At 40.2% G+C, this 23,915-nt stretch carries 27 protein-coding genes and 1 pseudogene; 9 read left to right on the top strand and 19 right to left on the bottom strand.

The features are described 5' to 3' along the window. Window positions 1-30: 30 nt before the first annotated feature. On the bottom strand, window positions 31-789 hold the full coding sequence (locus AXF12_RS00420) for a DUF6261 family protein (RefSeq protein ID WP_066427608.1): 759 nt from the start codon (window positions 787-789) through the stop codon (window positions 31-33). A 215-nt stretch (window positions 790-1,004) separates the two neighbouring features. Here AXF12_RS00420 and AXF12_RS00415 point away from each other — a divergent pair, with 215 nt between their 5' ends. Together AXF12_RS00415 and AXF12_RS00410 are read left to right on the top strand one after the other, a co-directional pair. Then, a complete protein-coding gene (locus AXF12_RS00415; RefSeq protein ID WP_066427606.1) occupies window positions 1,005-1,706 on the top strand; it encodes a hypothetical protein in 702 nt (233 codons plus the stop codon). Window positions 1,707-1,713: 7 nt separating this feature from the next. Then, window positions 1,714-2,694 carry a DUF3800 domain-containing protein gene (locus AXF12_RS00410; RefSeq protein ID WP_074860924.1) on the top strand — a complete coding sequence of 327 codons (981 nt, stop codon included), beginning with the start codon at window positions 1,714-1,716 and terminating at the stop codon, window positions 2,692-2,694. Between the two features lie 459 nt (window positions 2,695-3,153). On the opposite strand, the gene AXF12_RS00405 is transcribed toward AXF12_RS00410, so the two are convergent. The 15 genes and pseudogenes from AXF12_RS00405 to AXF12_RS00335 form a co-directional block, all read right to left on the bottom strand. Further along, window positions 3,154-5,040, bottom strand: coding sequence for an amidophosphoribosyltransferase (locus AXF12_RS00405; protein WP_066427602.1), 1,887 nt, complete (start codon window positions 5,038-5,040; stop codon window positions 3,154-3,156). A gap of 54 nt (window positions 5,041-5,094) precedes the next feature. Continuing rightward, window positions 5,095-6,033, bottom strand: a complete 939-nt coding sequence (locus tag AXF12_RS00400) for a mevalonate kinase family protein (RefSeq protein ID WP_066427600.1) — start codon at window positions 6,031-6,033, stop codon at window positions 5,095-5,097. Between the two features lie 18 nt (window positions 6,034-6,051). Continuing rightward, the gene (locus AXF12_RS00395) at window positions 6,052-6,276 is read right to left on the bottom strand and encodes a hypothetical protein (RefSeq protein ID WP_066427599.1); all 225 of its coding nucleotides are present in this window, start codon (window positions 6,274-6,276) and stop codon (window positions 6,052-6,054) included. Window position 6,277: 1 nt separating this feature from the next. Continuing rightward, on the bottom strand, window positions 6,278-6,877 hold the full coding sequence (locus AXF12_RS00390; RefSeq protein ID WP_231909955.1) for an SDH family Clp fold serine proteinase: 600 nt from the start codon (window positions 6,875-6,877) through the stop codon (window positions 6,278-6,280). 25 nt (window positions 6,878-6,902) lie between these two features. Then, entirely contained in the window at window positions 6,903-7,127 is a 225-nt protein-coding gene (locus AXF12_RS12370; RefSeq protein WP_066427592.1) for a hypothetical protein, read from the bottom strand. Between the two features lie 174 nt (window positions 7,128-7,301). After that, window positions 7,302-8,195: a hypothetical protein gene (locus AXF12_RS00380; protein WP_066427589.1), complete on the bottom strand. Its 894-nt coding sequence runs from the start codon at window positions 8,193-8,195 to the stop codon at window positions 7,302-7,304. An 18-nt stretch (window positions 8,196-8,213) separates the two neighbouring features. Further along, window positions 8,214-8,861 (bottom strand): annotated as a pseudogene (locus AXF12_RS12750) (DKNYY domain-containing protein). After that, entirely contained in the window at window positions 8,786-8,992 is a 207-nt protein-coding gene (locus tag AXF12_RS12015; RefSeq protein WP_066427577.1) for a DKNYY domain-containing protein, read from the bottom strand. Before AXF12_RS12015 ends, AXF12_RS12750 begins: the two are co-directional and overlap by 76 nt. 89 nt (window positions 8,993-9,081) lie before the next feature. Then, the gene (locus tag AXF12_RS00360) at window positions 9,082-10,083 is read right to left on the bottom strand and encodes a diphosphomevalonate decarboxylase (RefSeq protein ID WP_066427575.1); all 1,002 of its coding nucleotides are present in this window, start codon (window positions 10,081-10,083) and stop codon (window positions 9,082-9,084) included. A gap of 17 nt (window positions 10,084-10,100) precedes the next feature. Further along, window positions 10,101-10,271, bottom strand: coding sequence for a hypothetical protein (locus AXF12_RS12175; RefSeq protein WP_159429717.1), 171 nt, complete (start codon window positions 10,269-10,271; stop codon window positions 10,101-10,103). A gap of 4 nt (window positions 10,272-10,275) precedes the next feature. Next, the gene (locus AXF12_RS00355; RefSeq protein ID WP_066427572.1) at window positions 10,276-10,887 is read right to left on the bottom strand and encodes a DJ-1/PfpI family protein; all 612 of its coding nucleotides are present in this window, start codon (window positions 10,885-10,887) and stop codon (window positions 10,276-10,278) included. 81 nt (window positions 10,888-10,968) lie between these two features. Continuing rightward, the gene (accD, locus tag AXF12_RS00350; protein WP_066427567.1) at window positions 10,969-11,826 is read right to left on the bottom strand and encodes an acetyl-CoA carboxylase, carboxyltransferase subunit beta; all 858 of its coding nucleotides are present in this window, start codon (window positions 11,824-11,826) and stop codon (window positions 10,969-10,971) included. A 206-nt stretch (window positions 11,827-12,032) separates the two neighbouring features. Then, the gene (locus AXF12_RS00345) at window positions 12,033-12,452 is read right to left on the bottom strand and encodes a hypothetical protein (protein ID WP_066427564.1); all 420 of its coding nucleotides are present in this window, start codon (window positions 12,450-12,452) and stop codon (window positions 12,033-12,035) included. A 202-nt stretch (window positions 12,453-12,654) separates the two neighbouring features. Then, a complete protein-coding gene (locus tag AXF12_RS00340; RefSeq protein ID WP_066427562.1) occupies window positions 12,655-13,713 on the bottom strand; it encodes an RHS repeat domain-containing protein in 1,059 nt (352 codons plus the stop codon). Window positions 13,714-13,842: 129 nt separating this feature from the next. After that, entirely contained in the window at window positions 13,843-14,280 is a 438-nt protein-coding gene (locus AXF12_RS00335) for a hypothetical protein (protein ID WP_066427560.1), read from the bottom strand. Between the two features lie 391 nt (window positions 14,281-14,671). Between AXF12_RS00335 and AXF12_RS12680 the strand changes: the two genes are divergently transcribed. The 5 genes from AXF12_RS12680 (at window position 14,672) to AXF12_RS00310 (ending at window position 17,428) form a co-directional block, all read left to right on the top strand. Next, entirely contained in the window at window positions 14,672-14,803 is a 132-nt protein-coding gene (locus AXF12_RS12680) for a hypothetical protein (protein ID WP_317045042.1), read from the top strand. A 68-nt stretch (window positions 14,804-14,871) separates the two neighbouring features. Beyond that, on the top strand, window positions 14,872-15,792 hold the full coding sequence (locus AXF12_RS00325) for a hypothetical protein (RefSeq protein WP_066427559.1): 921 nt from the start codon (window positions 14,872-14,874) through the stop codon (window positions 15,790-15,792). Window positions 15,793-15,863: 71 nt separating this feature from the next. Then, on the top strand, window positions 15,864-16,235 hold the full coding sequence (locus AXF12_RS00320) for a hypothetical protein (protein ID WP_143325044.1): 372 nt from the start codon (window positions 15,864-15,866) through the stop codon (window positions 16,233-16,235). 451 nt (window positions 16,236-16,686) lie between these two features. Continuing rightward, the gene (locus AXF12_RS00315) at window positions 16,687-16,935 is read left to right on the top strand and encodes a GlsB/YeaQ/YmgE family stress response membrane protein (protein WP_066427554.1); all 249 of its coding nucleotides are present in this window, start codon (window positions 16,687-16,689) and stop codon (window positions 16,933-16,935) included. An 85-nt stretch (window positions 16,936-17,020) separates the two neighbouring features. After that, on the top strand, window positions 17,021-17,428 hold the full coding sequence (locus tag AXF12_RS00310) for a SlyB protein (protein WP_066427552.1): 408 nt from the start codon (window positions 17,021-17,023) through the stop codon (window positions 17,426-17,428). Between the two features lie 74 nt (window positions 17,429-17,502). On the opposite strand, the gene AXF12_RS00305 is transcribed toward AXF12_RS00310, so the two are convergent. Continuing rightward, on the bottom strand, window positions 17,503-17,889 hold the full coding sequence (locus AXF12_RS00305; protein ID WP_066427551.1) for a hypothetical protein: 387 nt from the start codon (window positions 17,887-17,889) through the stop codon (window positions 17,503-17,505). Window positions 17,890-18,175: 286 nt separating this feature from the next. On the opposite strand from AXF12_RS00305, the gene AXF12_RS00300 reads away from it, so the two are divergent. Together AXF12_RS00300 and AXF12_RS00295 are read left to right on the top strand one after the other, a co-directional pair. Then, window positions 18,176-18,979, top strand: a complete 804-nt coding sequence (locus tag AXF12_RS00300) for a DUF3108 domain-containing protein (protein WP_066427550.1) — start codon at window positions 18,176-18,178, stop codon at window positions 18,977-18,979. 75 nt (window positions 18,980-19,054) lie between these two features. Further along, a complete protein-coding gene (locus AXF12_RS00295) occupies window positions 19,055-21,547 on the top strand; it encodes an SEL1-like repeat protein (RefSeq protein WP_066427547.1) in 2,493 nt (830 codons plus the stop codon). Between the two features lie 74 nt (window positions 21,548-21,621). On the opposite strand, the gene AXF12_RS00290 is transcribed toward AXF12_RS00295, so the two are convergent. Both AXF12_RS00290 and AXF12_RS00285 read right to left on the bottom strand, forming a co-directional pair. Then, on the bottom strand, window positions 21,622-22,497 hold the full coding sequence (locus AXF12_RS00290) for a geranylgeranylglycerol-phosphate geranylgeranyltransferase (RefSeq protein WP_066431632.1): 876 nt from the start codon (window positions 22,495-22,497) through the stop codon (window positions 21,622-21,624). 153 nt (window positions 22,498-22,650) lie between these two features. Then, complete coding sequence (locus AXF12_RS00285; protein ID WP_394336601.1) at window positions 22,651-23,838, bottom strand: lytic transglycosylase domain-containing protein; 1,188 nt, start codon at window positions 23,836-23,838, stop codon at window positions 22,651-22,653. Window positions 23,839-23,915 lie beyond the last annotated feature (77 nt).

Here is a 23,915-nt window from a genome sequence, read left to right as displayed (position 1 = left end):
AATTATACACTTTTCACTATTCACTATTCACTACCTAATTATCGTCCTTATGCTTCTCTTTTTCCTTCTTTTCCCTTTTCCTCTTCTCGATACAATCACATTGCTAAAATACGCCCTTCCGTGGTTGATAACTGCCAGAACCTCTTTATAATACGCATCAACACCCATCACAGCCATCGCCTGAACGTAATTGCAGAAATTCTGATAATCCTCGGTAAGTTTTTTACGGATTTCTCCCGTATTGCTTGGCGTCTTTTGCAGAATTACCGAACTTCTCCCCGAAAACAGCGTGTTAAAATCCTTATTCGACTTCTCTAAGCGATCGGTGAACTTGCTAAGCTCGAGCGTATCCATTTGTGCGTGATAATCCGTCTTCAAGCGCACTACTAACGTGTTGATAGTGTTCGTTTTCGACTCGTACGTCTCCTTTTTCAGGTCTTTGTACGTATTCATCAGTAAGATCAACGAATGATACGCCTCTCTTTCAGCCTCTATGGGCGCAATGCGAAACGCTTTGACCGCATTTTTAAGCATTTGCATATATGCCAAACGCTCCTTATCCGCTGCCAAAATCTTCTCTGATTCCTCGTTGGCTTTCACCTGTTTAAGCGCTAAATTGTACTTTTCAACATCTGTTTTGAGCGTATCCAACGCTTTTTTAAGATGCTCATCCTTATCGGATGGTTTTCCTAATTTTTCGTAATCTTCGAAAAAACGAACTAACAATTGCCCAAATTCAGGATGTTGTAACTTCGCAATAGCTAATTTTTCTATTTTTGTTTCGTTCATATACTTCTATGATTTTGATTATATTCGGCAAAGGTATAAAGAATTTTTTAAACTGCAAAAAAAATTTAAGGAAAATTTTGTGGAGTGGAGAAAATTGTGTAATTTTGCGGGGTTAAATTTTTAGATTATTTATATTATGAGTAATACAAGTAAAAATATTCCTCAAGAAAATAAAAAAGAGGAAAAAAAAAGATGAAAAAATATGTGGTATTATTATGCCTATATCTCCTGTAGATGATTATCCTGATAATCATTGGAAAGAGGTTAAGACTGTATTAGAAGAAGCTATTAAAAAAGTAGGCTTTGAACCAAATATAGTTAGTGATGATTCAGCTATAGGGTTAATTCACGAAAGAATTGTGAATAATATATATAATAATGAGATAGTATTATGTGATGTAAGTAATAAAAATCCAAATGTAATGTTTGAATTAGGTATGAGATTAGCTTTTGATAAACCTATAATCATTATTAAAGATGAAAAAACTAATTATATTTTTGATACAGGGGTAATAGAACATCTTACTTATCCATCAGATCTAAATTATTGTAAAATTTTGGAATTTAAAAATTTACTTGGTAGTAAAATTATTGAAACATATAAAAAATCAAAAGATAAAAATTACTCACCTTTTTTGAAAACATTTGGCACAAGCATTATTCCAAAAGAGATACAAAAAAATGAAATATCAAGTAATGAGTATATAATTCAAGGAATAAATGCAATACTTAGAAAATTAATTTTAATTGAAAACAAAGATTATATGAGTTATGAAGACACTAAAATGGCACTTAATGATGTAATGTTAGAGAGAGATGGACTTGTAAGATTAGGAGAAAGAGTTATAACAAAAGAAGATTATGATGAACTCACAAATGAAAATAGAAGAAAAATACGATTAGTAAGAAAAAGTTAAATATAATATGAATACGATTTATTTTGATGAATCAGGTTATACAGGTAATAATATGATGAATAAGAATCAAAGGATTTTTATATTAGCATCACATAATTATAATCAAAAAGAATGTTTATATTTTAAAGATAATATTTTTAAAATTGATAGAAATATAGAATTAAAATTTTCTAGTTTTGATAAAAAAGATCCTATTATACAGAATAGAATAATAAAATTTTCAAATGATAAGTTGATAGATGAAAATAGGATTATATATAATGTTATAAACAAAAAATATGCAATATTAAGTCAAATAGTTACTTTATTTGTATTACCTAATAATTATGATAGTGAAATGTTAAACTATATAGCAACATATATGTATCGCAAACATAATAAAGATAGTATAATTAAATTTGATAAAATGTTTCTTAATTATGAAAAACTTATAATGGATAAATATAAAAAATTATTAATACCTTTCTTAGATAGTGTAGATGAATTAAAAATATATGTAAATAATAAATATAAAAAGATATTAGATTGTATTTATAAGAATATTAATAATGTATTTTCATTTATAATCTCTGATGCTAAATTTTTATTGGATCCAACTTTTGCATCTTTTGCAAGTATATATAATAGATGGGATAAGAAATATAACCCTGTTGAAATTATATATGATGAATCTTATGTAATGAAAGATTATATTAAATATTTAAATGAATTAAAGAAATATGATATCATAAATAAGTATATAAAAAATTTTAATTCTAATGATATACGATTTTTAGATTCAAAAACTAATGAAGGTATACAAATATCTGATATACTATCTGGTATAGTTTATTATAAATGGAATATAAAAAATAAAAATAATAAACTTTATAAATTATTATGTAATAGTAAACTTATAAGATTAACTAATATAAAATGTATATTTCCTTATAATAGATCTATTTTGAATAATAAAAGAGCGTTAGATTATATATTAGAAATTATTTAAAAGAATAATATTATATAATATTTCATAACTTAAATAAAAAATATATTATTTTATTTCAAACTATTAAAATTAATATCCATATACCCAAACAACACTCAAACATCACATCCACTCATATAAGTACTCAAATACTTAGATATTTTTTTTATTTAAACATATTTATTAACTCAAAAAATCCGTTTTTTTATTACTTTCAAAAGTGAAATAAACAAAAAATCCGTTTTTTAGCGTATATCAAATGTTATCAACGCTAAAAATCGGATTTATTGCTTTATTATATATGTATTCTTATAAAAAATCGTAAAAATGACATTCTTACTAATATAATAAATAGATTTTTGACATAAAAATACCCCTTTTAAAAGGGGTGTATGTTTATAAATTCATTTTTTATGCTTTATTTATTATTATCTACGTTACCATCATTAATCTCTACTCTCTACTCATTACTCATTAAAATTAGTATGCTCTTTCTTTGTTTCCTTCGTAGAAATTGATAAACGCGCGGTTTACTACGCGGTTGCCACCTGGGGTAGGGTAGTCGCCCGTGAAATACCAGTCGCCAGGGTGGTGAGGACACGCGCGGTGCAGGTTTTCTACCGTTTGGAAAATCACTTCCACCTCAGAAGCAAAGTTTTCAGGCAGTAGGAGTTCCATTATCTTGTGCGACAGCTCCTCGTCGGTAAACGGCGTGTAAATATCCTTAACGTAGTTTACAACCGCGCTATCGCTAAGCGATACTTGCGAAAGACACTTCGCATACACCTCCTCCACTATGTGATAAGTACCACGCTGGCGATGAAGGGCGAGGGCAGCCTGAAAAGCAACTAAATCCTCCAAGCGAGCCATATCGATGCCATAGCAATCGGGGTAACGTATCTGTGGCGCGGACGAAACCACTACGATTTTGCGCGGTTGCAGGCGACCCAAGATACTCAGAATGCTCTTCTTGAGCGTCGTCCCACGCACGATACTGTCGTCGATAATCACAAGGTTATCCCCGCGCTGCACCGAGCCGTACGTAATGTCGTACACGTGCGCCACGAGGTCGTCACGGCTGCTGTCCTCAGTGATAAACGTACGCAGCTTCACATCCTTGATCGCCACTTTCTCAGTACGCACACGCTGGGCGAGAACGCGCTCTATCGCCTCCGTTCCACCTTGGCGAATGGCTTGCGCCTTTTGTCCGTTGAGTGCCACCTCCGCCGCCTCGACGAGTCCGAGGTAAGCCGTCTCTGCCGTGTTCGGAATGTAGGCGAACACCGTCTTTTCGAGGTCGCCCGCGATCGCCTTTTCCACGGCGGGGTAAAGCAGTCGCCCAAGAGCTTTGCGCTCCTTATAAATATCCTGATCGCTACCGCGCGAGAAGTAAATGCGCTCAAACGAACACGCCTTGTTTGCAGTCGGGGCGTTCACCTGCGAGATGCGCACCGCCCCGTTCTTCTTAATGACGATCGCGCACCCAGCGGGCAATTCCTGTACCGCATCAGCATCGACATTGAAGACGGTCTGTATCGCTGGGCGTTCACTTGCCACGACCACCACCTCGTCGTCCTTGTAATAAAACGCAGGACGAATGCCGGCGGGGTCTCTGAGCACAAACGCATCGCCGTGACCCAAAATGCCCTCCATAACGTAGCCTCCGTCCCAGTGTTTGGACGCGCGGCGGAGGATACGCTCGATGTCGAGTTCCTGTCCAATGAGGTCGGTGGCGTCTTTCTTGCTTTTGCCTTCCGATTTAAACCGTTGGTAGAGCGTCTCGACCTCATCGTCTATAAAATGACCCACACCCTCCATCACAATCACCGTATCGGTCTTATCTTTAGGATGTTGCCCGAGGCGAACGAGGTTAGCAAAGAGCTCACTGACGTTCGTCATATTGAAATTGCCTGCCATAATTAGGTTGCGGTACATCCAATTGTTTTCCCGCAAGAATGGGTGTACATTCTCGATACTATTCTTGCCGAAAGTGCCGTAGCGCACGTGCCCGAGCAGCACCTCGCCGATATAGGGCAATTGCTGTTTCTGCAACGCCACATCGTCGCGCAGCGCAGGGTTTGCCTTCATTTCGGCGTTGATACGCTGATTGATTTGGGTAAAAATGTCCTGCACAGGCTGGGCGTCGTTGCTTCTGATGCGGCTAATGTAGCGATTGCCTGGTTCCACATCGAGTTTGACGCTGGCAATACCCGCGCCATCCTGCCCGCGATTGTGCTGTTTTTCAAGCATTAAGTACATCTTGTTGATCCCGTAAAACGCCGATCCGTACTTCTCTTTGTAATAAGCCAGCGGCTTTAACAACCGGATGAGTGCAATGCCGCACTCGTGTTTGATAATTTCACTCATTTTTTGACAATAAAAAGACGCTACCTTGTGGGTAACGTCTTCATTTATATAGATTTAAAGCTGATATACTACTTCTATTTTATGTCCAGCGAGGGTACGCTTCGCCCGCTCGATGTCCTCGGTAAATCCGAGTATGTAACCCCCACCGCCCGAGCCGCAGAGCTTGAGGAAGTAATCGCCACTCTCGATACCCTGTCGCCAAAGCGTATGGAATTGCTGAGGGATCATCGGCTTGAAGTTTTGCAGTACCACACTCGATAGCTTCTTCACATTGGCAAACAGCGACTTGAAGTTGCCTTTGAGAAAGTCGTCGATGCAAGCGTCTGTATATTTTATAAACTCGGTTTTGAGCATACTCTGAAAGCCCTCGTTCTTCATATTCTCCATAAAGATGCTGACCATCGGGGCGGTCTCTCCGACAGTTCCACTATCCAAAAGGAAGACCGCGCCCTTGCCTCCAACAACTTCGGAAGGCAAACCTGTGGGCTCGATGGAGTCTTTGGAATGGATAAGAATCGGGATACTGAGATAACTGTTCAGTGGGTCGAGCCCTGAGGACGTCCCGTGGAAAAACGACTCCATTTTGCCGAAAATAGCCTTGAGGGCGAGCAGTTTTTCTCTGGTGAGGCTCTCCTCAGCGGAGATTTTATCGAGGGCGTAGGCGTCGTAAATGGCGGCAACCAATGCACCGCTGCTTCCCACGCCGTAGCCTTGTGGAATGCTGCTATCGAAGTACATTCCGCTTGCCACATCTTCCTTTAAGTGCGCCATATCAAAGGCGATAGTTTCGGGGTTTTCGGCAGATAGTTTTTCCAAATAAGCGACGTAAGCCGCCAGCGATGTATTCGAACGGCAGGCTTCTTCGCGCTTCTCATCGGGGCGTTTGAGGGCACCCTTATAAAAGTTATAGGGGATCGCCAGCCCTTTGGAATCCTTGATGATGCCATACTCGCCAAAGAGTAATATTTTGGAATAAAATAACGAGCGTTTCATTCGTTTTCTTTTGTAAAATTAAAACAAAGAAGCAATATTGCTATTGATAACTTCTATTCTAAATGGAGTTTTATCAATGGTCATTAGGTTATATCCTCTCTTTTGAGTATAACCCTTTTCTACCAATTCATCAAAGAGTTTAGAAGCTTCTATATAGTCTTCTAATTGCTTCTTTGATGATTTTGCTACGGCATCCTTTTCTTTTAAAGATCGTATTTTATTTGTTAAGCTCTCTTCTCTCATTTTAAAAAATTTTTTTAGTATGAATAAAAATTCCTTCGTTCTTGATGAATTTTAAGTATGACATTAATAATTGATAGTAATCATTAATTTTCCTACTAAGTAATTCATTTTCTGAGTAATCAATAATTTCAAGTCTTAAATCTCTTAGATGATTGATGTTTATAGGTCTGTTATGTGTTTTCCACAGATTATTATCACTGAGTTTTTTTGCAATATCTTTCGCTCTTTCTCTTTTTTCTTCTTCTTTAACTTTTTTACCCTTATTCTTTGTTCTATGTTCTTCCCAATTCTTAAATTTATATTTTACTAACCATTTTTCTAATAAATCTATAGATAACTCTCGTGCTTGCTCATAATAACGAAGTTCTGCAAGGTCAAAATCTTTTAATATTAAGAATTCTGCTTGTGTAAGTTCATTTCTCTTAGCTTTTTCGAGCATTTCATTAATCTTATCTAAGTATCCTAATGCTGGAACGTATTTTCCATCTTTATTAGGTACTTGAGGGTCAATAGGTCCTAAAACAGAGAAATAATCCATATAGATACTATCGCCACTCATACAAAATATAGTACCAGCACTATAGGCATAATTAGGAACAATAAAATGGACTTCATCATAATGATGCCTAATTGATATTCACAAAACGTTCAACCACAGCAGCAGATCCTCCATTAGAAGTAAGGATAATATAGATACTTTTTTTCTGACCAACTAAATCCTCTATGATAGACCTAAATGCTGTTTCTGTATCAGTAAAAAATCCTCCTGTATAGGAAAGTACATCCCCATTGAGATACTCTTCTAAGGCAATCAATCTGTTATTTAACTCTATTTTGGCAATTTCATTCATAATAATTGAAGGTTAGTTTTTGGGAACTAAAAAATCAGCACTTTATTGCCTACCTTAAAGGCAGTTGAAACGGCTTGTTTTTGTGATGCAGTTTGCATAAATTTATTTTTATAGGATTATAATTAAATCGGGGGCAAAGGTACGAAATAATGTTTAATTATAAATGATAAATGATTAATATTTTTGTGAACGTAGTTCCTTAGCAATCCCTTCATCTATGCCCATTGCACCACGCCAACCTGATGCAGGGAATACGGGTTCTGCTCTTGCGGGGGCGTTGTCGTGGAGGATGTTCTCGTATTCCTTGCGCAAATCGTAGGGGTAAAACGCCTTGATGATGCTGTAATGCTCCACAAAGAGATTGGGCAACACGCCCAGCTCTGCCAAGATGCGTACCAGCCAAACCCTGCTGGTGCTCGTGCTACCTTTGAGTACTTTCTCTGTAGCGAGTCGCTTTACGAGTGCCGAAGGCGTTTCATTGTCCTCAGCCCTGCGAAGACTCTCAAGAAGCGCATCGTAAGCAGCTAGATACTCAGGTGTTACAGCTACCTCATCAAAGGTTAGCACCTCTTCTAAATCCAACACCATTTCAGCACAAGGTTCTAACCTACAATAGCCAATATAGAGGTGATACAGGTTCACACCATCGTTCTCCCACGTCTGTTTGGGGATACCCGAAACGCGACAAGAGCGACCACTCAGGCTGTAATCATTCTCTTTTTTGGACGCACTAAAAGCGTGCTCAGGGAGGTGTTTTGCCGTGTAAAAACTCACTATCGGTTGCAAACCTCGCGCCCAACCCTCAGCAATAGCCTTCAAGAAGAGTGCTCGCACTTTTTGCTCCAAGCCCTCAGCGGAGGCAAGCTCTCGCAGGCGACTTACCACTTCATCGTGGGTGTATTTATGCGGCGCGTTAATCACATAGTCCGATGCGCTGAGCAGCGCGCTCTCTTTCTCGCTGAGCTTAGCTTTATCCACATCGTACCAATCGATATGATTCTTGTTGTAAGTACAACACTGCCAGCGGTATACTTTGCTGAGTACTTTTATCAGTTTAGTCTCTAACATCATAGTGCTTGTTTAAGATTATTCATAGCCTTCAGGGAGTTCTCCTCTTTTCTCATAAGCCTCTTTTGTGATGGGATTACCCCTATCGTAGTAGGTATTCTTATCGCGGGCGTATTGATAGTAATTTCCACTTTCTTCTTCCTCAGCGTCAAAAAGCAACTCAAAAGTCTCTACATCTACCCCCTTCATCAAGCGGTTCATATAGTAAATACGGTTGCCATCGCGGGTATAGTAAAAACCTTCGTGGATATAGTCCCAGGTAGCGGGTGAGGCTTTTGGTAAGGAATATTTTTCGTAAAACACACGCTGCGCATCTTTGGCATAGTTATCACCAAAGGACACAAAGGTGGCAGGGTCGGCGTTCTTTACTATGGTAGGTTTGCCTCAGAAGCCCATATAATACACGTTGTTAGCATCTTTGCCGTAGCCTTTTTCCGTGATTTCCATATACGGCTCGATGGCATCTTTCCTAATAGAAAGCGGTTGCGCCCCTGCATCGCACGCCTCAAAGCTCGCTGCATCGGCCTCTTTAATGCGTGAGCCAAAAGCCCACACCATTGCCTTATCCTTGGCATAAGTAGGGTTAAGCACTACAAAGCTCTCACGGTCTGCCCCAGCAAGGCGATTGCTCTGAAAATAACAATGTTTCTTATCACGGGCATACAATCCCCAAGGACTTCAAAAGAGTCCTTATCCACGCCTTTAATCTCATAATGGCGGTAATAAACTTTCTTGCCATCTGTCCAAAAAGGATGCTGGCTATAACGTTCATCGTACTCGGTTGCTGTTCTTAACATAGTGTTTATGGTTTAATTGTTTAGAGTAAAATTGGGGGAAGAGATACAACTTTTATACCAATGCAAGCAAGGATTTTTAAAAGAATATTTTACCCCTTTACCGCATCCGCAATCACCTGTCCACCTTCACATAGTTCCTTCAGTTCCGCAGTGATAAACGCCTGCACTGCTTCCTTGCAAAAGGCGGGATAAAGCAGATGTACATTCGCCCCTGCATCAAGGGTAAAGCCCACGGGAGTTTTTGTCTCTTGGCGGAACGCCCATATCCGATTGATAGCCTCCAAAGTGTTGGGCCTCATCAAGATAAAGTAAGGTTGTGAAGTCTGCATCATCGCGTGGAGCGTTAAGGCCTCACTCTCAATAATAGCGATAAACCGCTCCAAATCACCCGCAGCAAACACGGGTATCAATTCCTCTATATGCTGATGCGCTTGTGCAAAGCGCGCCTGTGCAAAAGGATGCCCGTGCATCAGGTTGTGCCCTACAGAGCTGCTGACCTGCTTCCGCCCTTTGTCAATGAGCAGTATGGAGTCTTGATAGTTCTTAAAGACCTCATTCACCGTGAGCGGATAGGGAATCCCATAGTCGTCAGAACTCCCTGCAATCGACTTGTGTGCGCCCCATACCACCAAACCGCTGTATACACTGCGGCAAGCACTCCCTGAGCCCAACCGTGCCAATACCGATGCTTTCTGCAATGCCTCCTCTTCAGTCATTGGTGTGCCCAACTGCTGCTCCATACGCACCAAACACAATGCCAACGCCGCCATTGCGCTCGCCGATGAGGCAATGCCACTGCTGTGAGGAAACGAATTGTGCGAGTCAATCCGTAGGTGATACTCCTTTATAAAAGGCACTAAATCAGCGATACGCTCAAAGAAAGTCGTTAGCTTTGGGTGAAACGAAGGCTTTGCCTCCCCCTCAAAAAAGAACTCAAAACTTGCAGTATGTTCGGGGTTATAGGTTACACTCGTCTCTGTATAACAATTCGTAAGGGTAAAACTCACCGAAGGGTTTGCAGGTAACTGCCCCTCACGCTTCCCCCAGTACTTTACTAAGGCTATATTACTCGGTGCTTTCTGAGTTATCATTATAGTTGTTTGTAGCACTACATCCGTGCTACTTTATCCTCTAAATAAGCTTCCATTTCTTCAATGGTCATTTCTGTCTTCTTGCCAGCTCTTGCCCTATCAATTATCGTAAAAAATGCTTCTTTGGTCATCAGAGTATCGTCCCTTTCCTCTTCTTCTCTATCGGTTATTGTGTAGATCCTGTCCATAAAACTACATTAACTCCATTGCTTTTTCAAAACCAAGAGAGTGAGCAGTATAAAATATACGAATACCTTGCTCAGGTATATCTCCTAAAGCTCTTAATACACTTGCAGCAAAATGTAATGCACTATCTCCTTTAGCTGTAACTATTTTCTTATCGCTAACTGCTTCGAGAGCCGTATGAACGTAATTGTCTTCATTAGTGTATGCTCCAACTCCCTTAATTTCTTCCAATCTGTTTGTAGTGTGCTTGCAGTCATTTAACAACCCATTGACAGCCAAAAAATAAGCCCCGTCACAGATAGCAGCTACTACTTTGTTAGCCTTTTTGAATTGCTGTACAGTGGTAATAATCTTACTTTGTGCTTCTTCCCCTAAGGTTCTCCAAGACTCATTTGCGCCTATAAGTACTAATGCTTCAGCTGATGAGGGAATAGCATCAATGGTAAGATCTGGCAACACTTTCATATTCCCAATAGATGTCTTCACATTTTTATCTGTTGAAGCATAACTGATTGTGTAGTTATTTGTAACAAAGTCAGTCTCTAAGGCAGCCGCTAAATAAGCAGATTCCCAATTAGCAAATTGATCTAAAATGATAAATACAACTTCCTTTTTCATAAGTTAATTATTTTAAAATGTACTGTACTATCCTCTATAATAAGTCGCTTTCTGAAAGCTGACAGCTGAGACCTGACCCCTCTATTGCCTCACCGCCCTATTGAGCACCAAATCCAAATACAAATTGACCTTATCCTTAAGCTCCTTACGGTTTACGATAAAGTCCAAAAAGCCGTGTTCTAAGACGAACTCAGCCGTCTGAAAGCCCTCTGGCAAGTCCTGACCTGTGGTGTCCTTTACCACACGCGGACCCGCAAAGCCTATCAGTGCCCCTGGCTCGGCGATGTTGATGTCGCCCAGCATCGCAAACGATGCCGAAATACCCCCTGTGGTGGGGTCGGTACAGAGCGAAATATAAGGCAACTTTGCCTCGTCCAGCTGTGCCAACTTTACTGAGGTCTTAGCCATCTGCATTAGCGAGAGTGCCGCCTCCATCATACGCGCACCTCCCGACTTTGAGATCATCAAGAAAGGCAACTTGTGCTTGATAGCGTAGCCTATTGCCCTTGAAATTTTCTCTCCTACCACACTACCCATCGAGCCGCCGATAAAGGCAAAGTCCATACAGGCAATCACGAGGTCTTCCCCTTTGGATTTGCCCACAGCAGTGCGTACTGCGTCCTTTAAGCCTGTCTTCTGTTCGGCTTCCTTGAGGCGTTGCTCGTACGACTTTGTGTCCACAAACCCCAGCGGGTCTTTAGAAGTCAGGTTCTCGTCAAGCTCCTTAAACTCATTGTTATCAAACAATATCTGAAAGTATTCCTTACTGCCGATACGCACGTGGTAGCCATCTTCAGGGCTCACATACGCGTTTGCCGCCAACTCATCCGTCTCTACGATATTACCACTGGGCGACTTATACCATAATCCTTTGGGGACGTCCTTCTTCTCCTCCGTTGAGGTCTGTATCCCCTTTGCTGTTCTTTTAAACCACGACATAAATTCCTATGTTTTACTTTTAACGCACAAAAGTACAATAAAAAAATGGTTCCACAAGCAAACTATGTGCTTTTTTAACTTGTGAAATATGTAAATATTTGATTATCATAAGTGCAGCTTTTAGAGCTAATGCCTCAAAACTCATAAAAAAAGATTGCCCAAACACTGCTGAACAATCTCTCCTTTATCGTTATTTGTGATAAACCTTATAAAGTGTGCCAATGTACGCCTATCAAATATTGGAACTCTGCTGAAAACGATAGCCGTACGGCGACTATCAGCAGAAAAGCCAATGCCGATAAGCCTATCTTCTGGTAGGTTTTGCTCACTGTGGCAATGCACATCCCCAGCAGATAAGCCACCACAGTGCCAGCAATATAGCCGAGTGCCAAACTCGTATGTGCATCTTGCAAACTTCCAGCGATGAGCATTAGTACCGCAAAAGGACTCACCACACGCAAGAAACTGTCCCATTTCTGTTGAGGTCTATCCCTTACAAACAAGTAACTCACGATTACTACCCCCGTTAAGTACAGCGGCAGTGTTACCAAGTGATCTCCATAGGCTATCGCACCGATAAACAAGTAAATCGCAATAGCCGAGATAAGTTCTAAAAAATGCTTCATATCTAAGTATTTAAAAATTCACAGCAAATATAAGCAATAGCACCTTGATTGTCAAGTACTTTAACAAACCTTATCACTAATTTAACACAACCGACAAGGAGTTTATAAAGTTTTTAATAATTCTAAACAACACACCTTAACACTATCTGTCCTCTGCTCTCTCATCCCTGCTCTCTCATCCCTGCTCTCTGCTCCCTACTCTCTAATAATACCTAATCACCCGCTCCTCAGTGGCTTTAAAGTCCTTACTGCTACGCTCTGTTTTGCGGGTGTAGTTACCCTTCTCGTCATAAGTGTAAGTGTAGCGATAGGTCTCGCTGCTCTTGGTAGCATTATCGGTGCTGACCATCTGCGAAACGTTGTCCTTATCGTCATACTCGTAAGTGTAAACGACCCCTACGCTCTCTATGTTTGCCTTCACTAAATTGCCTTTGCGGTCGTAAGTATAAGTATTGCGTTGCTCCCCTTTGCCCGCAGGGAGGTTCCATAGCTCTTCGGTAACATTGCCTTTGCGATCGTACTCATAAGCCGTAGCGGTGAGATTGCCCTCTTTGTCATAAATACTTGTTTTCAGTAGGTTACCCTTCTTGTCATAGAGACTTTCAGCCCACAGTTTGTTATTTCTGTCAAAGGATTTCACCTCCGTCTCGTTGCCTTTACTGTCGTAGGCAAAGCGATAAGTGCGGTAATGGCGACCCATACTATCGCTCACTGTGATTTCACTCACATTGCCTTGCGCATCGTACTTGTATGCGAATGTAACCTCAATGCTGCCGAGCTCACTCTGCCAATAGCGCTCAGCAATCCTGCCTTGCGTATCCTTCTTTACGTGCGCCGTCCCAGTGATGATCACCTCTTCATCGTCAAAGAAGATCGTAGTGCCATTCTTATCACTGAGGAACACCCTTTTAGCGGTTTGCACCCCGTCGGGTGTATAGGCCACTACCTCCTTTACATCCCCGTCGTAGGCAGTGCGAGCGATGCTGGCAACCACAGCGATGGTCTTCCCTTGGGCGTCAGCCGTAATCTCGTAGAAAGTCTCTTTTACCTGCCGCCCTTCCTTGTCGAAGGTGATGGCGAGCTTGTTGCGCAAGTCTTTCACCGCCTCACCCAGCTCATCATTTTCAGCATAATAGCTGATCTCCAATTCCTTGACAGCCCCTTTGAGTTCGTATTTCTCGGCGTCCGTAGGCTTATGGGCACGCTCCTGATGGCAAGCACATAACAGTAGTGTTATCAATGAGGTGAATAAGTGTTTCATAATCGTTTAATTTATCAAATAATTCAACAATAAAGCGCAAAGATACAAAAAAAATATTTTATAAGTAACAAAGCATAAAAAAGGTTGCCCAGACTTCTGAGCAACCTCTTTCTATATTCTATTAGATGATTAACTTCCTAAGGTATACCAATGTACGCCTATCAAATATTGAAACTCCGCTGAAAACGACAACCGTACGGCAACTACCAGCAGAAAAGTCAATGCCGATAAGCCTATCTTCTGGTACGTCTTGCTCACGGTGGCAATGAGCATTCCTAATAAAAAAGCTACCCCTGTGCTCACAATATAAATCAGAGCTAAACTGAAATTTGCATCAGGCAGACTCCCTGCAATAAGCATTAACCCCGTAAACGGAAGAACAATGCGTAAGGCACTTTGTAGGCATTCTTGGGGTCTCTCTCTTACAAAGAGATAACTCATAATCACTACCCCTGTTAAGTATAGGGGTAGGGTTACCAAATGATCTCCATAGGCTATTGAATTTATAAACAAGTAAAGTGCAATAGCTGAGATAAGTTCTAAAAAGATTTGTACTGACTTTTTCATAATAAAAATGATTAATTATGGGAGTATTAGTTCTTCTCCTTCTTCTGGATTAAATATTTTAGAATTTTGCGACAAAGTTATAAGATATTCTCTTCTCTGTCAAGTAAGTTAACAAAGGTTAAGATTGTTTTAACTTTTAATTGTAGACTTTGTATTGTTTTTAACAAATTGTTGTTATCAATCACAAAACTACAAAATTTGAAGGCAATTCACAACACACTACAACTGTCTCTTAACATCAGTAAAGTTGTTATCAATCACAAAACTACAAAATTTGAAAGCAATTCACAACTATTTCTTTGTGCTATGCAACTTATCAGTCAGAAACAACGCAAACAGCGCCTACAGAGGCGTAATGAAAAGATACGTGAGCTTTTTAGTGAGCATACTAATGAGCATACTAACAAGTACCCCCCAGTGGCGTATAGATGCCGTAATTGAGAAGGTAGCAGGTAGGGTGTTCTTATCAGCTCGTACTGGAGAAGCTATCCTCTCTTATGAGGGTATTTATGCAGAAAGTTAAAAAAAGTTTTGGTAGTTTACCTCTATTCTTTTTTATTTTGTACTTTTGCGGTCTAAAATATATTTTCTATGAGTAAACCAAAGAATGTAAAATGTAGAGCTTTTAGAATTAGTACAAATAATTTTACTGATAATGCTAAAAGTATTTTTTCTTTATTATGCGAGCAACTACCTAAAAGTAAAGCTAATGAAAGGAGAATGCGCTTAAATACTAAAGATGAAAGTAGGGAAGAGGATTTGATATGCGATTATGAAATATCAGAGGGTGTTATTTTTGGTACTCTATTGCGAATTAAGAGTAGTGATAATATACCAGAAATTCCAGAAGAAGTGTTTGAGGAAAATATTGTTCATTTAGAGCAATTAAGAGATTTAGATGTTAATTCTTCTTTATTCTACAAAGACCACTATTATTTTCTACTAAATGACAAGTATTTAATAGTAACATTAAGAGGAAATATTACTATCACCCATTTTCAAACATATACGAATTGGTTATTAGAGTCATTAAGAGCAAATACTCTTTTTGAATTTACCCCTATTATAAAAGAAAACCCTAATATTTCTCTTAGTGATTTGAAATCTTTAAGAATACAAGATCCCGTACGAAAAGAGGAAGATAATTTTGATTTAACAGAAACAAAGAGTATTAGCTTTAAACTACTTAGAGAAATGCTTACGGACGTACTTTCTTTTGATGAAGTGAAGGCTTCCGAAGTAATATCAGCTGAATTATTACTTAAATTCAGCAAGCCTAAAAAAATGAAAGAGAAAGATTATCAAAACTATTTTGGGGCACAATTAAAACCTATTTCTGATTTAGAAAATGTTACTTTTATTACTAAAAAAGGAAAAACTATAAAAGGAGATGAAATGCAGGAAATGCAGGAATTTAAAGTAGAAACTACTGACTCTGGTAAAATATCAGAACCTGAGCTAAAACAAGCAATGGAAAAATATTTAAGAGAACTCGAAAAATGTTTCAATTAAAAGACATATTAGTTTTACTATTTGCAGTTATACTTTCATTATTCTTTAAATGGTATTTAAATGATTATTATATGAATACTTTATTTACTATTTTAGGAATAATGTTTTCTATTGCTATGGGATTACTAATAACTTTTAATTTACAAGGTATTAAGAATAAGAGAATCATTGATTTATTGCGAAGTAATATAAAGAAAGTACGCCATTCTTATATCAAGTACTTTGCTTTTTCAACATTATTCTACTTATTAGAAAAATACCTTAGAGATAAAGGAAATAATCTCTATGCTTTTTCAATAAGAGAGATAAGTATAACTATAAACTTTTCACTTATTACGGTTGTTATATTAGTATATAGTATTATTTATTTCATAATGAACTTTATTGCAATGCAAAAGCTAAGTGATAGTTTGTATGATGAGGTAAATTCAAAAAATAATTAGTAATTATTTTGGTAGTTTAAAATAAAGTTGAACTTTTGCAGTGGTGAGGAGGATACATAAGAAAACTTTTGACCCCAACTCAGGCAGGTAAGTAACTCATATTTACCTGCCTGTTTTAAAAAGACTTACTTAAACAAGTATAAAGATGCAAACGCAGTCAACAGCTAAGTTTGCCCCAAAATAAAGCCTTACCTTTATGGTGGGGCTTTATGATTATTTGATGTCATTAAGAGCTTTCTAATCTCCATTAATAACATCTTCCCTTGATAAATATACGGCTTTTCCTTTATACTGAAAGAATATTGCTGCTATATTACCTCTTTTTCTGTGCGTACTCTGTTGTTGTCAATAACAAAATTTGAAAGTGCGGCTCGCACCTGCCCGTGTGGCTCGCATTGTTTTTTAGATAAAAATTCTTATCTTTGCACCCTAATTTCAAATATTAAAAATTATGGGTATTATTGCAACACTTATTATTGGAGCCATCGCAGGATGGTTAGGAGGCACTATCTATAAAGGTAGTGGATTAGGTCTCATCGGGAATATCATCATTGGTATTCTTGGAAGTGGCGTTGGGTATTGGCTTTTAGGCAATGTGTTCCACATCTCACTTGGAGAAGGGTGGATTGGCACTATCCTAACAGGAGCTATTGGTGCTATCGTTATCTTATTTTTGATAAATTTGATATTTAAAAAGTAAGGTATAAGCAGCGAAGAGCAGATATTTCAATGTCTACTCTTCTATTTTTAAATTATTACAATAAACTAACATACAGACATTTATCATGAAAAAAACATTAATTATTTCTACTTTTGTGTCTATTTTTATAGCAAGCTGTGGAACTTCTAAATCTCCAGAGATCAAACGACTGGAAGCTAAAAAAGAATATTTAGAGTTAAAAACTAAACTAAATGCATTAGAGATTCAGCTTGTTAATGAGGAGAATGAGAATGAAGCTTTACAATCAGAGGCTATGAAAGCCAATGATAATGCAAATAGTCATACAGACAAATTCAACGATGCTAATTCAGCTTCAATAGCTGCAAAAAAGGCACGTAAAGCTGAAAGGTCATTGAGACGTGCAAGAAAATCAAACAGGAGATTAGCAAATAGTAACAAGCGTATTTATAAGCTAAGAAAAGAAATTAAAAGTTTGAATGAAAAAATTCAAAAATTAGAACTTGGAGAATGATAATTCCATTGTATAAATGGAAAAACCCCGAAAATATTTGATATTTTCGGGGTTTTTTAGTAAAATGTTTTAAATTACCTTTTTGCGTTAGCAGTCCAGGTCTTTCCATCTGTAGTATACAAAATGTTCAATGAAGAGGCGTTGATTCTAATGATTTTCACACCATCTTTTAAGTCGATGTTTACTAAAGTGTTATCTCCTTCTTTTTTGAAGCTAACACCAGTAAGGTTAGGAATTCCGTCTGAAAAACGGAAATAATAGTCATTTCCTGTTTTAATAACTGTTACGGCTCCATTATCAGCGGATTTTTTCTGTTGACTATCGGAATAAGAGACTTTACCTTTGTAGGTTCCTATAAAAAGGTCATTGTCAGCTGGGTCATCATTCTTGCTACAAGATATACAAGAAAAAGCTACTAGTGATAAACAAATCACTGATACTAAAGCAATAATTTTTTTCATACTTGATTCAATTTAAAAAATTAATATTAAAGTTTGTTGCAATAATTATACCATTGGAATGCGTTATGCAATTTTTAATAGTTGTTATCAATGGCAAAACTACAAAATTTGAAAGGGATTCGCGACTATGTGGCTGTACAACTGAATGTCCGTAATAAGAGTTAATGTTTTAGGCGAAATTATAAAATTATCCATTATCCATTGTACATTATGCATTATTTTGTATCTTTGCAACTTAATTTCGGCACGGTAATTGTAGTGCACTACTCAAAAACTGATATTATATATGAAAAAGACACTAAAAACAATCACTTTTGCCTTGGTAGCATTGCTATGCAGCCCAGTTGTCGAGGCACAAAATGACAATCTGCCCTTTAAAAACGGCGAATGGTTGCGCTTTAAGGTTAAATATGGCGTCTTTAATGCCAGTATTGCCACAATGCAGCTCACCGAGGAGATGTATAAAGGCGAAAAAGTGTTTCACGCAGTGGGGAAAGGTTCTACTACGGGACTGGCGCGCGTGTTTTTCCGTGTAGATGATATTTACGAAAGTTATTTTGGTGTGAAGGATGGTCGTCCGCGTGTGTTTGTGCGCAATATCCACGAGGGAAGCTACACCAAGCACCTGAAGATGTTCTTTAATTACACCGATAACAAGGTCAAAATCGATAATATTGAGAACGGCAATACTACTGAAATCGACTTCAAGCCAGGCTTGCAAGATGTGATTTCGGCTTTCTATGCGCTACGGCATCACCCCGAGGTTGATAACCTCAAAGTCGGTGGACAGATAGCCCTTGATATGATTTTCGACGACGACGAGATTTATAAGTTCAAACTTAAATTCTTAGGCAAAGAAAAGGTGAAAACACGCTTTGGCACGGTCAATACACTTAAATTCTGCCCCTTAGTGCAGGACGGACGCGTGTTCAAAGAGCAGGAAAGCATCACAATGTGGATCACCGACGACAAAAATAAAGTGCCCGTAAAGCTCAAGGCATCATTGCGTGTAGGCTCGCTGGTAGCTGAGTTGGACGGCTTCAATTTGTTGAAAAACGATACAAATTTAAAAAAAATAATGCAAAAATAATGTAAAAAATATACGTATATTAAAAATAATGCGTATATTTGTCGCCTCAACAAGTCATTAAATAATAATTATACTATGAAAAACTTCATTTTAGCAATTTGCTTGCTCTGTATTTCAATGGTTTACGGGCAAGACTCTAACACCAAAAAATTGATCAAAGCCGCCGAAGGAGGCGACGTGAAAGCGCAAACTGAGCTTGCCGACCTCTACTACAAGGGCAAAGGTGGACTAAAACGTTCCTTCCAAGAAGGATTTAAATGGTATCTGAAAGCTGCCGAAGCGGGAGATCTTCAGGCACAAGGGCAAGTAGCCGAGATTTACTTCACAGGGCGAGGTGCCCCTAAATCACCAGAAAAAGGTGTAGAATGGCTTACCAAAGTAGCCGAAAGCGGTGATGCCAAAGCCAAACGACAACTGGCGCTCTGCTACAAAGAAGGTAAAGGCGTAGAGGCTTCTAACGCACAATATATCCGCTGGATAGCCGATGTAGCTGAGAACGAAAAGCCTGAAATCCAAATGGATCTCGCCAAGGCTTACTATAACGGCGACGGTGTGCAGAAGGACATCAACAAGGCAAAATACTGGGCTGAGAAAGCCAAAAAACAAGGTTATGCCGAAGCAGATTACCTCATCGGTACGTGGCTTTACGAGGTGAACCCCTCTAATCCAGAGGCTATCGACCGACTTACCAAAGCGGCTGACAAAGGCAATGCCGAGGCGGAATATAACCTTTCAGAAGCATATTTAGCAGGCAAAGGTGTGGCACAGTCTGATGAGACCGCCCTCAAATGGCTCGAAAAAGCTGCTAGAGGCGGTAGCGCTGAAGCTGAATACAAGTTGGCGACCTACTACTTCACAGGTGAAAACAGTCTTATCGGCAAGTCGTACAAAAAAGCCTTTGAGTGGTTTCAAAAAGCAGCGCAAAAGGGCAATGCTGAGGCACAATTCCAATTGGCAGTGTGCTATTACAATGGTATAGGCGTAAAGCAGTCCTATCAAGATGCCTTTAATTGGATATCCAAAGCAGTGGCTTCAAAGGCTACTCCTATTGCTGAGAATAACTTAGGGGTGATATACACCACAGGGCACGGGGCAAAAGCCTCCAATGCTCAGGCACTTGAGCTCTTCGAAAAAGCTGCTAATACAGGCGATGCAATGGCTCAGTACAACGCAGGGGTAAGCCTGCTCGACCCTCAGCAGTTAGATGTAAAGAAGGCTTTCGACTACCTCGAAAAGTCAGCAGCACAGAACAACCTCTTAGCTTTGAAAAAATTAGGCGACTTATATTTTACAGGTAAATACACCAACCAGTCAGCTGAACGCGCTTTTGAGTATTACACTAAGGTGTCAAAACTCACTCCAAAAGCACAAGAGCAAATGCTCAAATACTTCTACCAACAGGAGAAAGAACATTATGCAGAAGCACTGTTTAGCCTTGCTCAATGCTATGCCGATGGCAAAGGTGTGAAGAAGTCAACCGTCCAAGCCTGCAATCTGGCAATAAAAGCAGCAAACCTCGACAACAAGGCGGCTTTCGATTGGCTCAACAAGCGCGTAGAGAAAAACGACCCTAAAGAGTCAGCCGACGTACAGCTTGCTGTAGCCGATGGCTATTACTACGCCAAATTGGTGAGAAAGCAGAACGATAAGGCTTTCCCTATCTATGATAAATTGGCAAAGCAGCAAGATAATCTTACCGCTCAAAAGCGACTTATTGAGTACTACTTCGATGCGAAGAACCCTGATAAATCTGACGAGAAAGCACTGTATTGGGCTGAAAAGGTAGCTAAAAAAGGCGACGTAGAAACACAGCGCTTACTGGGTATGTACTATATGAAGGAAGTGCCTGATGTAAAGAAAGCCCCTGCGGCACCAGCGTCTAAGCCAGTGGCTACAAAGCCAGCCCCTAAGAAAGCAAAGTCTACCCCTGTGGCAGCTACGGCTTCTACTACAACAGAGCCTATCGAAATACAAAGGGAAACTGACCCTGTAAGGGCAGAACTTCTCAGAAGACAACGTGGAGGAAAGCCCGCTTTGGAAGTACAAGCACATCCTAAAAAGACAGTACAACCTCAGCGACAAGTAGTGCGCCAAGCTCCTAAAGCAGTAGCACCAGCAGCGCCTAAAGTTGCCGAAGCACCTAAAGGACCAATGAAGCGCATCAACGAAACCAAAGGACTCTTCTGGCTCTCAAAAGCTGCTGAACACAACGATGAGGAAGCACTTGATGCACTTGGGTCTTACTTCTACAATAAAAAGGACTTTACCCAAGCGCTCAACAACTTCCAGCGTGCCGCTCGCCGCGACTATGCTCCCGCACAGTTCAACTTAGCTAACTGCTATTACAACGGCAATGGCGTAGAGCGCTCTTTTGAGAAGGCAGCTATTTACTACAAACAAGCCGCTCGTCGCGATTATGCTCCCGCACAGTTCCGCTTAGGGCACTGCTACTATCACGGTGAAGGTATCGCACAATCGGATAACCGTGCTGCCGACTGGTTCGACAAAGCCTGTGATGCAGGAGTAGCCAAAAGCTGCGAAATGCTCAAAATAGTAAATAAGAAATAAAGAAGCACAATATAAAGCAAGTCAGCCCAAAGAGTTCTTACTCTTTGGGCTGACTTGCTTTATAAAAAAGAAACCTACCCTTTTAACCCTAAAAGCCCCACGCTGAAAATGCCCAGCACTAAGATGACCTTTATCAGTTGATGTAAAAAAGCGTAGCCTCTGCGTGAGTTGCTACTCCAAAGCACGACGAGCAATAGCAACAGGCATACCCCTGTGAAGATGAAGTAATACCACAACTTCCCAATACTGAAATGCGCCGTCAGCACCCCCATAGGGATAAAGCACAGCAGTACACATAGTGTTATCATACCCTTAGAAAAACGCTCGCCGTAGCGCACAGGGATCGTTTGATAGTTGTGCACCAAGTCACCCTTGATATTCTCTAAATCTTTGACGAACTCTTTGAGCAAAAGTAATAAGTAAATCAGCGTAGCGTGAAAGAAAATCGCCCTGTCGAAGTTCTTATAATACACAAAAACAGCAAAGAAAGGCACAATCGCTAAGGCAGCTGAGCACAAGTTGCCCCACAACGGTAAACGCTTCAAGCGGTGCGAGTAAAGCCACATCCCGAAGATGTAGAGCGAGAAGAATACCACCGCACGGAAGGACACATAGCTCGCTACAATCACCGAGAGAAAGTTCAGCAAAAAGTAAAGCGTAAGCCTTGTGTTCTGGCTCACTAAGCGGTCAATCATCGCTTTAAAAGGCTTGTTAATAAGGTCTTTCTCGGTGTCATAAAAACCATTGATGATATAGCCCCCCGCGATAGCCAAAGAGCCCGCCCACACCAGTGTAAAGAGCCGCTCATCAAGCAGCACTTCACGCCACGACTGCGACGAAAGCACGAAGATAGCCGCCAAATACTGCGCCAAGCACACAATGGCAATGTTGTAACCTCGCACAGCCGAAAACAACCCTAAGAATTTAAGTAATATATGTTTCTTCCTCATAAAAGCACCCTCATTTACAACAAAAAAGCCACCCAACAAGTGATTACCTACCGCAAGCACTTCTTGGACAGCCTCCTCTCATATCTGTAAAATCACCTGTGTAACTTAGCTCTAACCTCTGCTCTCTGACCTCTCTTCTCTCTTCCCTGCTCTCTATTTATAAATCACCAATCGTTGCCCCACACGTATGTGAGTGCTCTTCATACGGTTCCACCGCTTGAGGTTCGAGACAGTAACCCCATAGCGCGAAGCAATCCTCCCCAAGTTATCACCTCTCTTCACCGTGTAAACAGTCTTCTTGTTGTTCCTTGAAGCGTATTGCTCACCCCTTACCACCGTAGGGAGCGGTTTCTCCAGATGCTCCTTCTCCTCATTGAGATACGCGTAGATAAGATCTTCATTCTCTACGAATTTACCTATCTCAGAGATGGGCAATCGCAAGGCATAATTACGCCCTTCCACATAAGGCACTACATCCAACTGGTACGAAGGGTTGAAGAACTGGATCTCCTCAACGCTCATCCCCGTCAGGTCAGCAATATCTTTAAAAGGCACCGCCTGCTTCACCCTGATCGTATCCGTCTGAAAAAGGTGATTAGTACGCTTTTGTGGTCTGAAACCGTGTTCTTTAGCATATTCAAAGATGTAAAGCGTCGCCAAGAAAGCAGGCACGTAGCCCGCAGTCTCTCGCGGTAAATACGGACGCAAATTCCAGTAGTTCTGCTTGCCGTTTGAGCGGCGTATAGCTTTAGTCACATTCCCAGGACCTGAATTGTAAGCCGCCAGCACTAAGTCCCAGTCACCGAACACCTTGTACAGCTCGTTTAAGTACTTAGCTGCCGCCTTGGTCGAGCGAACAGGATCACTGCGCTCATCAACGTAGTTGTTCACTTCCAAACCATAGCCCCTACCTGTCGAATACATAAACTGCCATAAGCCAGTAGCACCCGCACGCGAACGCGCTTTAGGGTTCAAAGCCGACTCTATGATCGCTAAGTATTTCATTTCAAGAGGGATCTTTTGGTTGCTCATCTCCTGCTCAAACATCGGGAAGTAGTAATCGCTTAAGCTCATCAGGCGCTCGAGCGAGGAACGTCTATTCTTTAAGAAAGATTTAATAACCTGCTCTAAAACAGGGTTGTACTCAATATTGAAAGGCGTCTTTTGGTTGAGCTTCTCCAAGCGCTTTTTCAGTACCTCAGTGCTCAGCTCGTCATAGCTCACATCAGTAGGTGTAGCAGCAATATCCTCACTCATCTGGAAGTACAAATCGGAGTTTGACAGCTCCTTAAGCCACTTTTCATCGTACTTCTTCACTTTCGGGTTATCCTTTAACCGCATAAACTCATCGCGCTTAGGGGTAAGCGAGCCTGCTGGACTCACAATGCTGTCATTCATCGCAAATTGCTGAGCCTCTG

Origin of the sequence: Capnocytophaga haemolytica, assembly GCF_001553545.1 — a bacterium.
Classification (GTDB): domain Bacteria; phylum Bacteroidota; class Bacteroidia; order Flavobacteriales; family Flavobacteriaceae; genus Capnocytophaga; species Capnocytophaga haemolytica.
The sequence above is the reverse complement of the archived record's forward strand: the minus strand, read 5'-3'. Positions and strand labels throughout refer to the sequence as shown.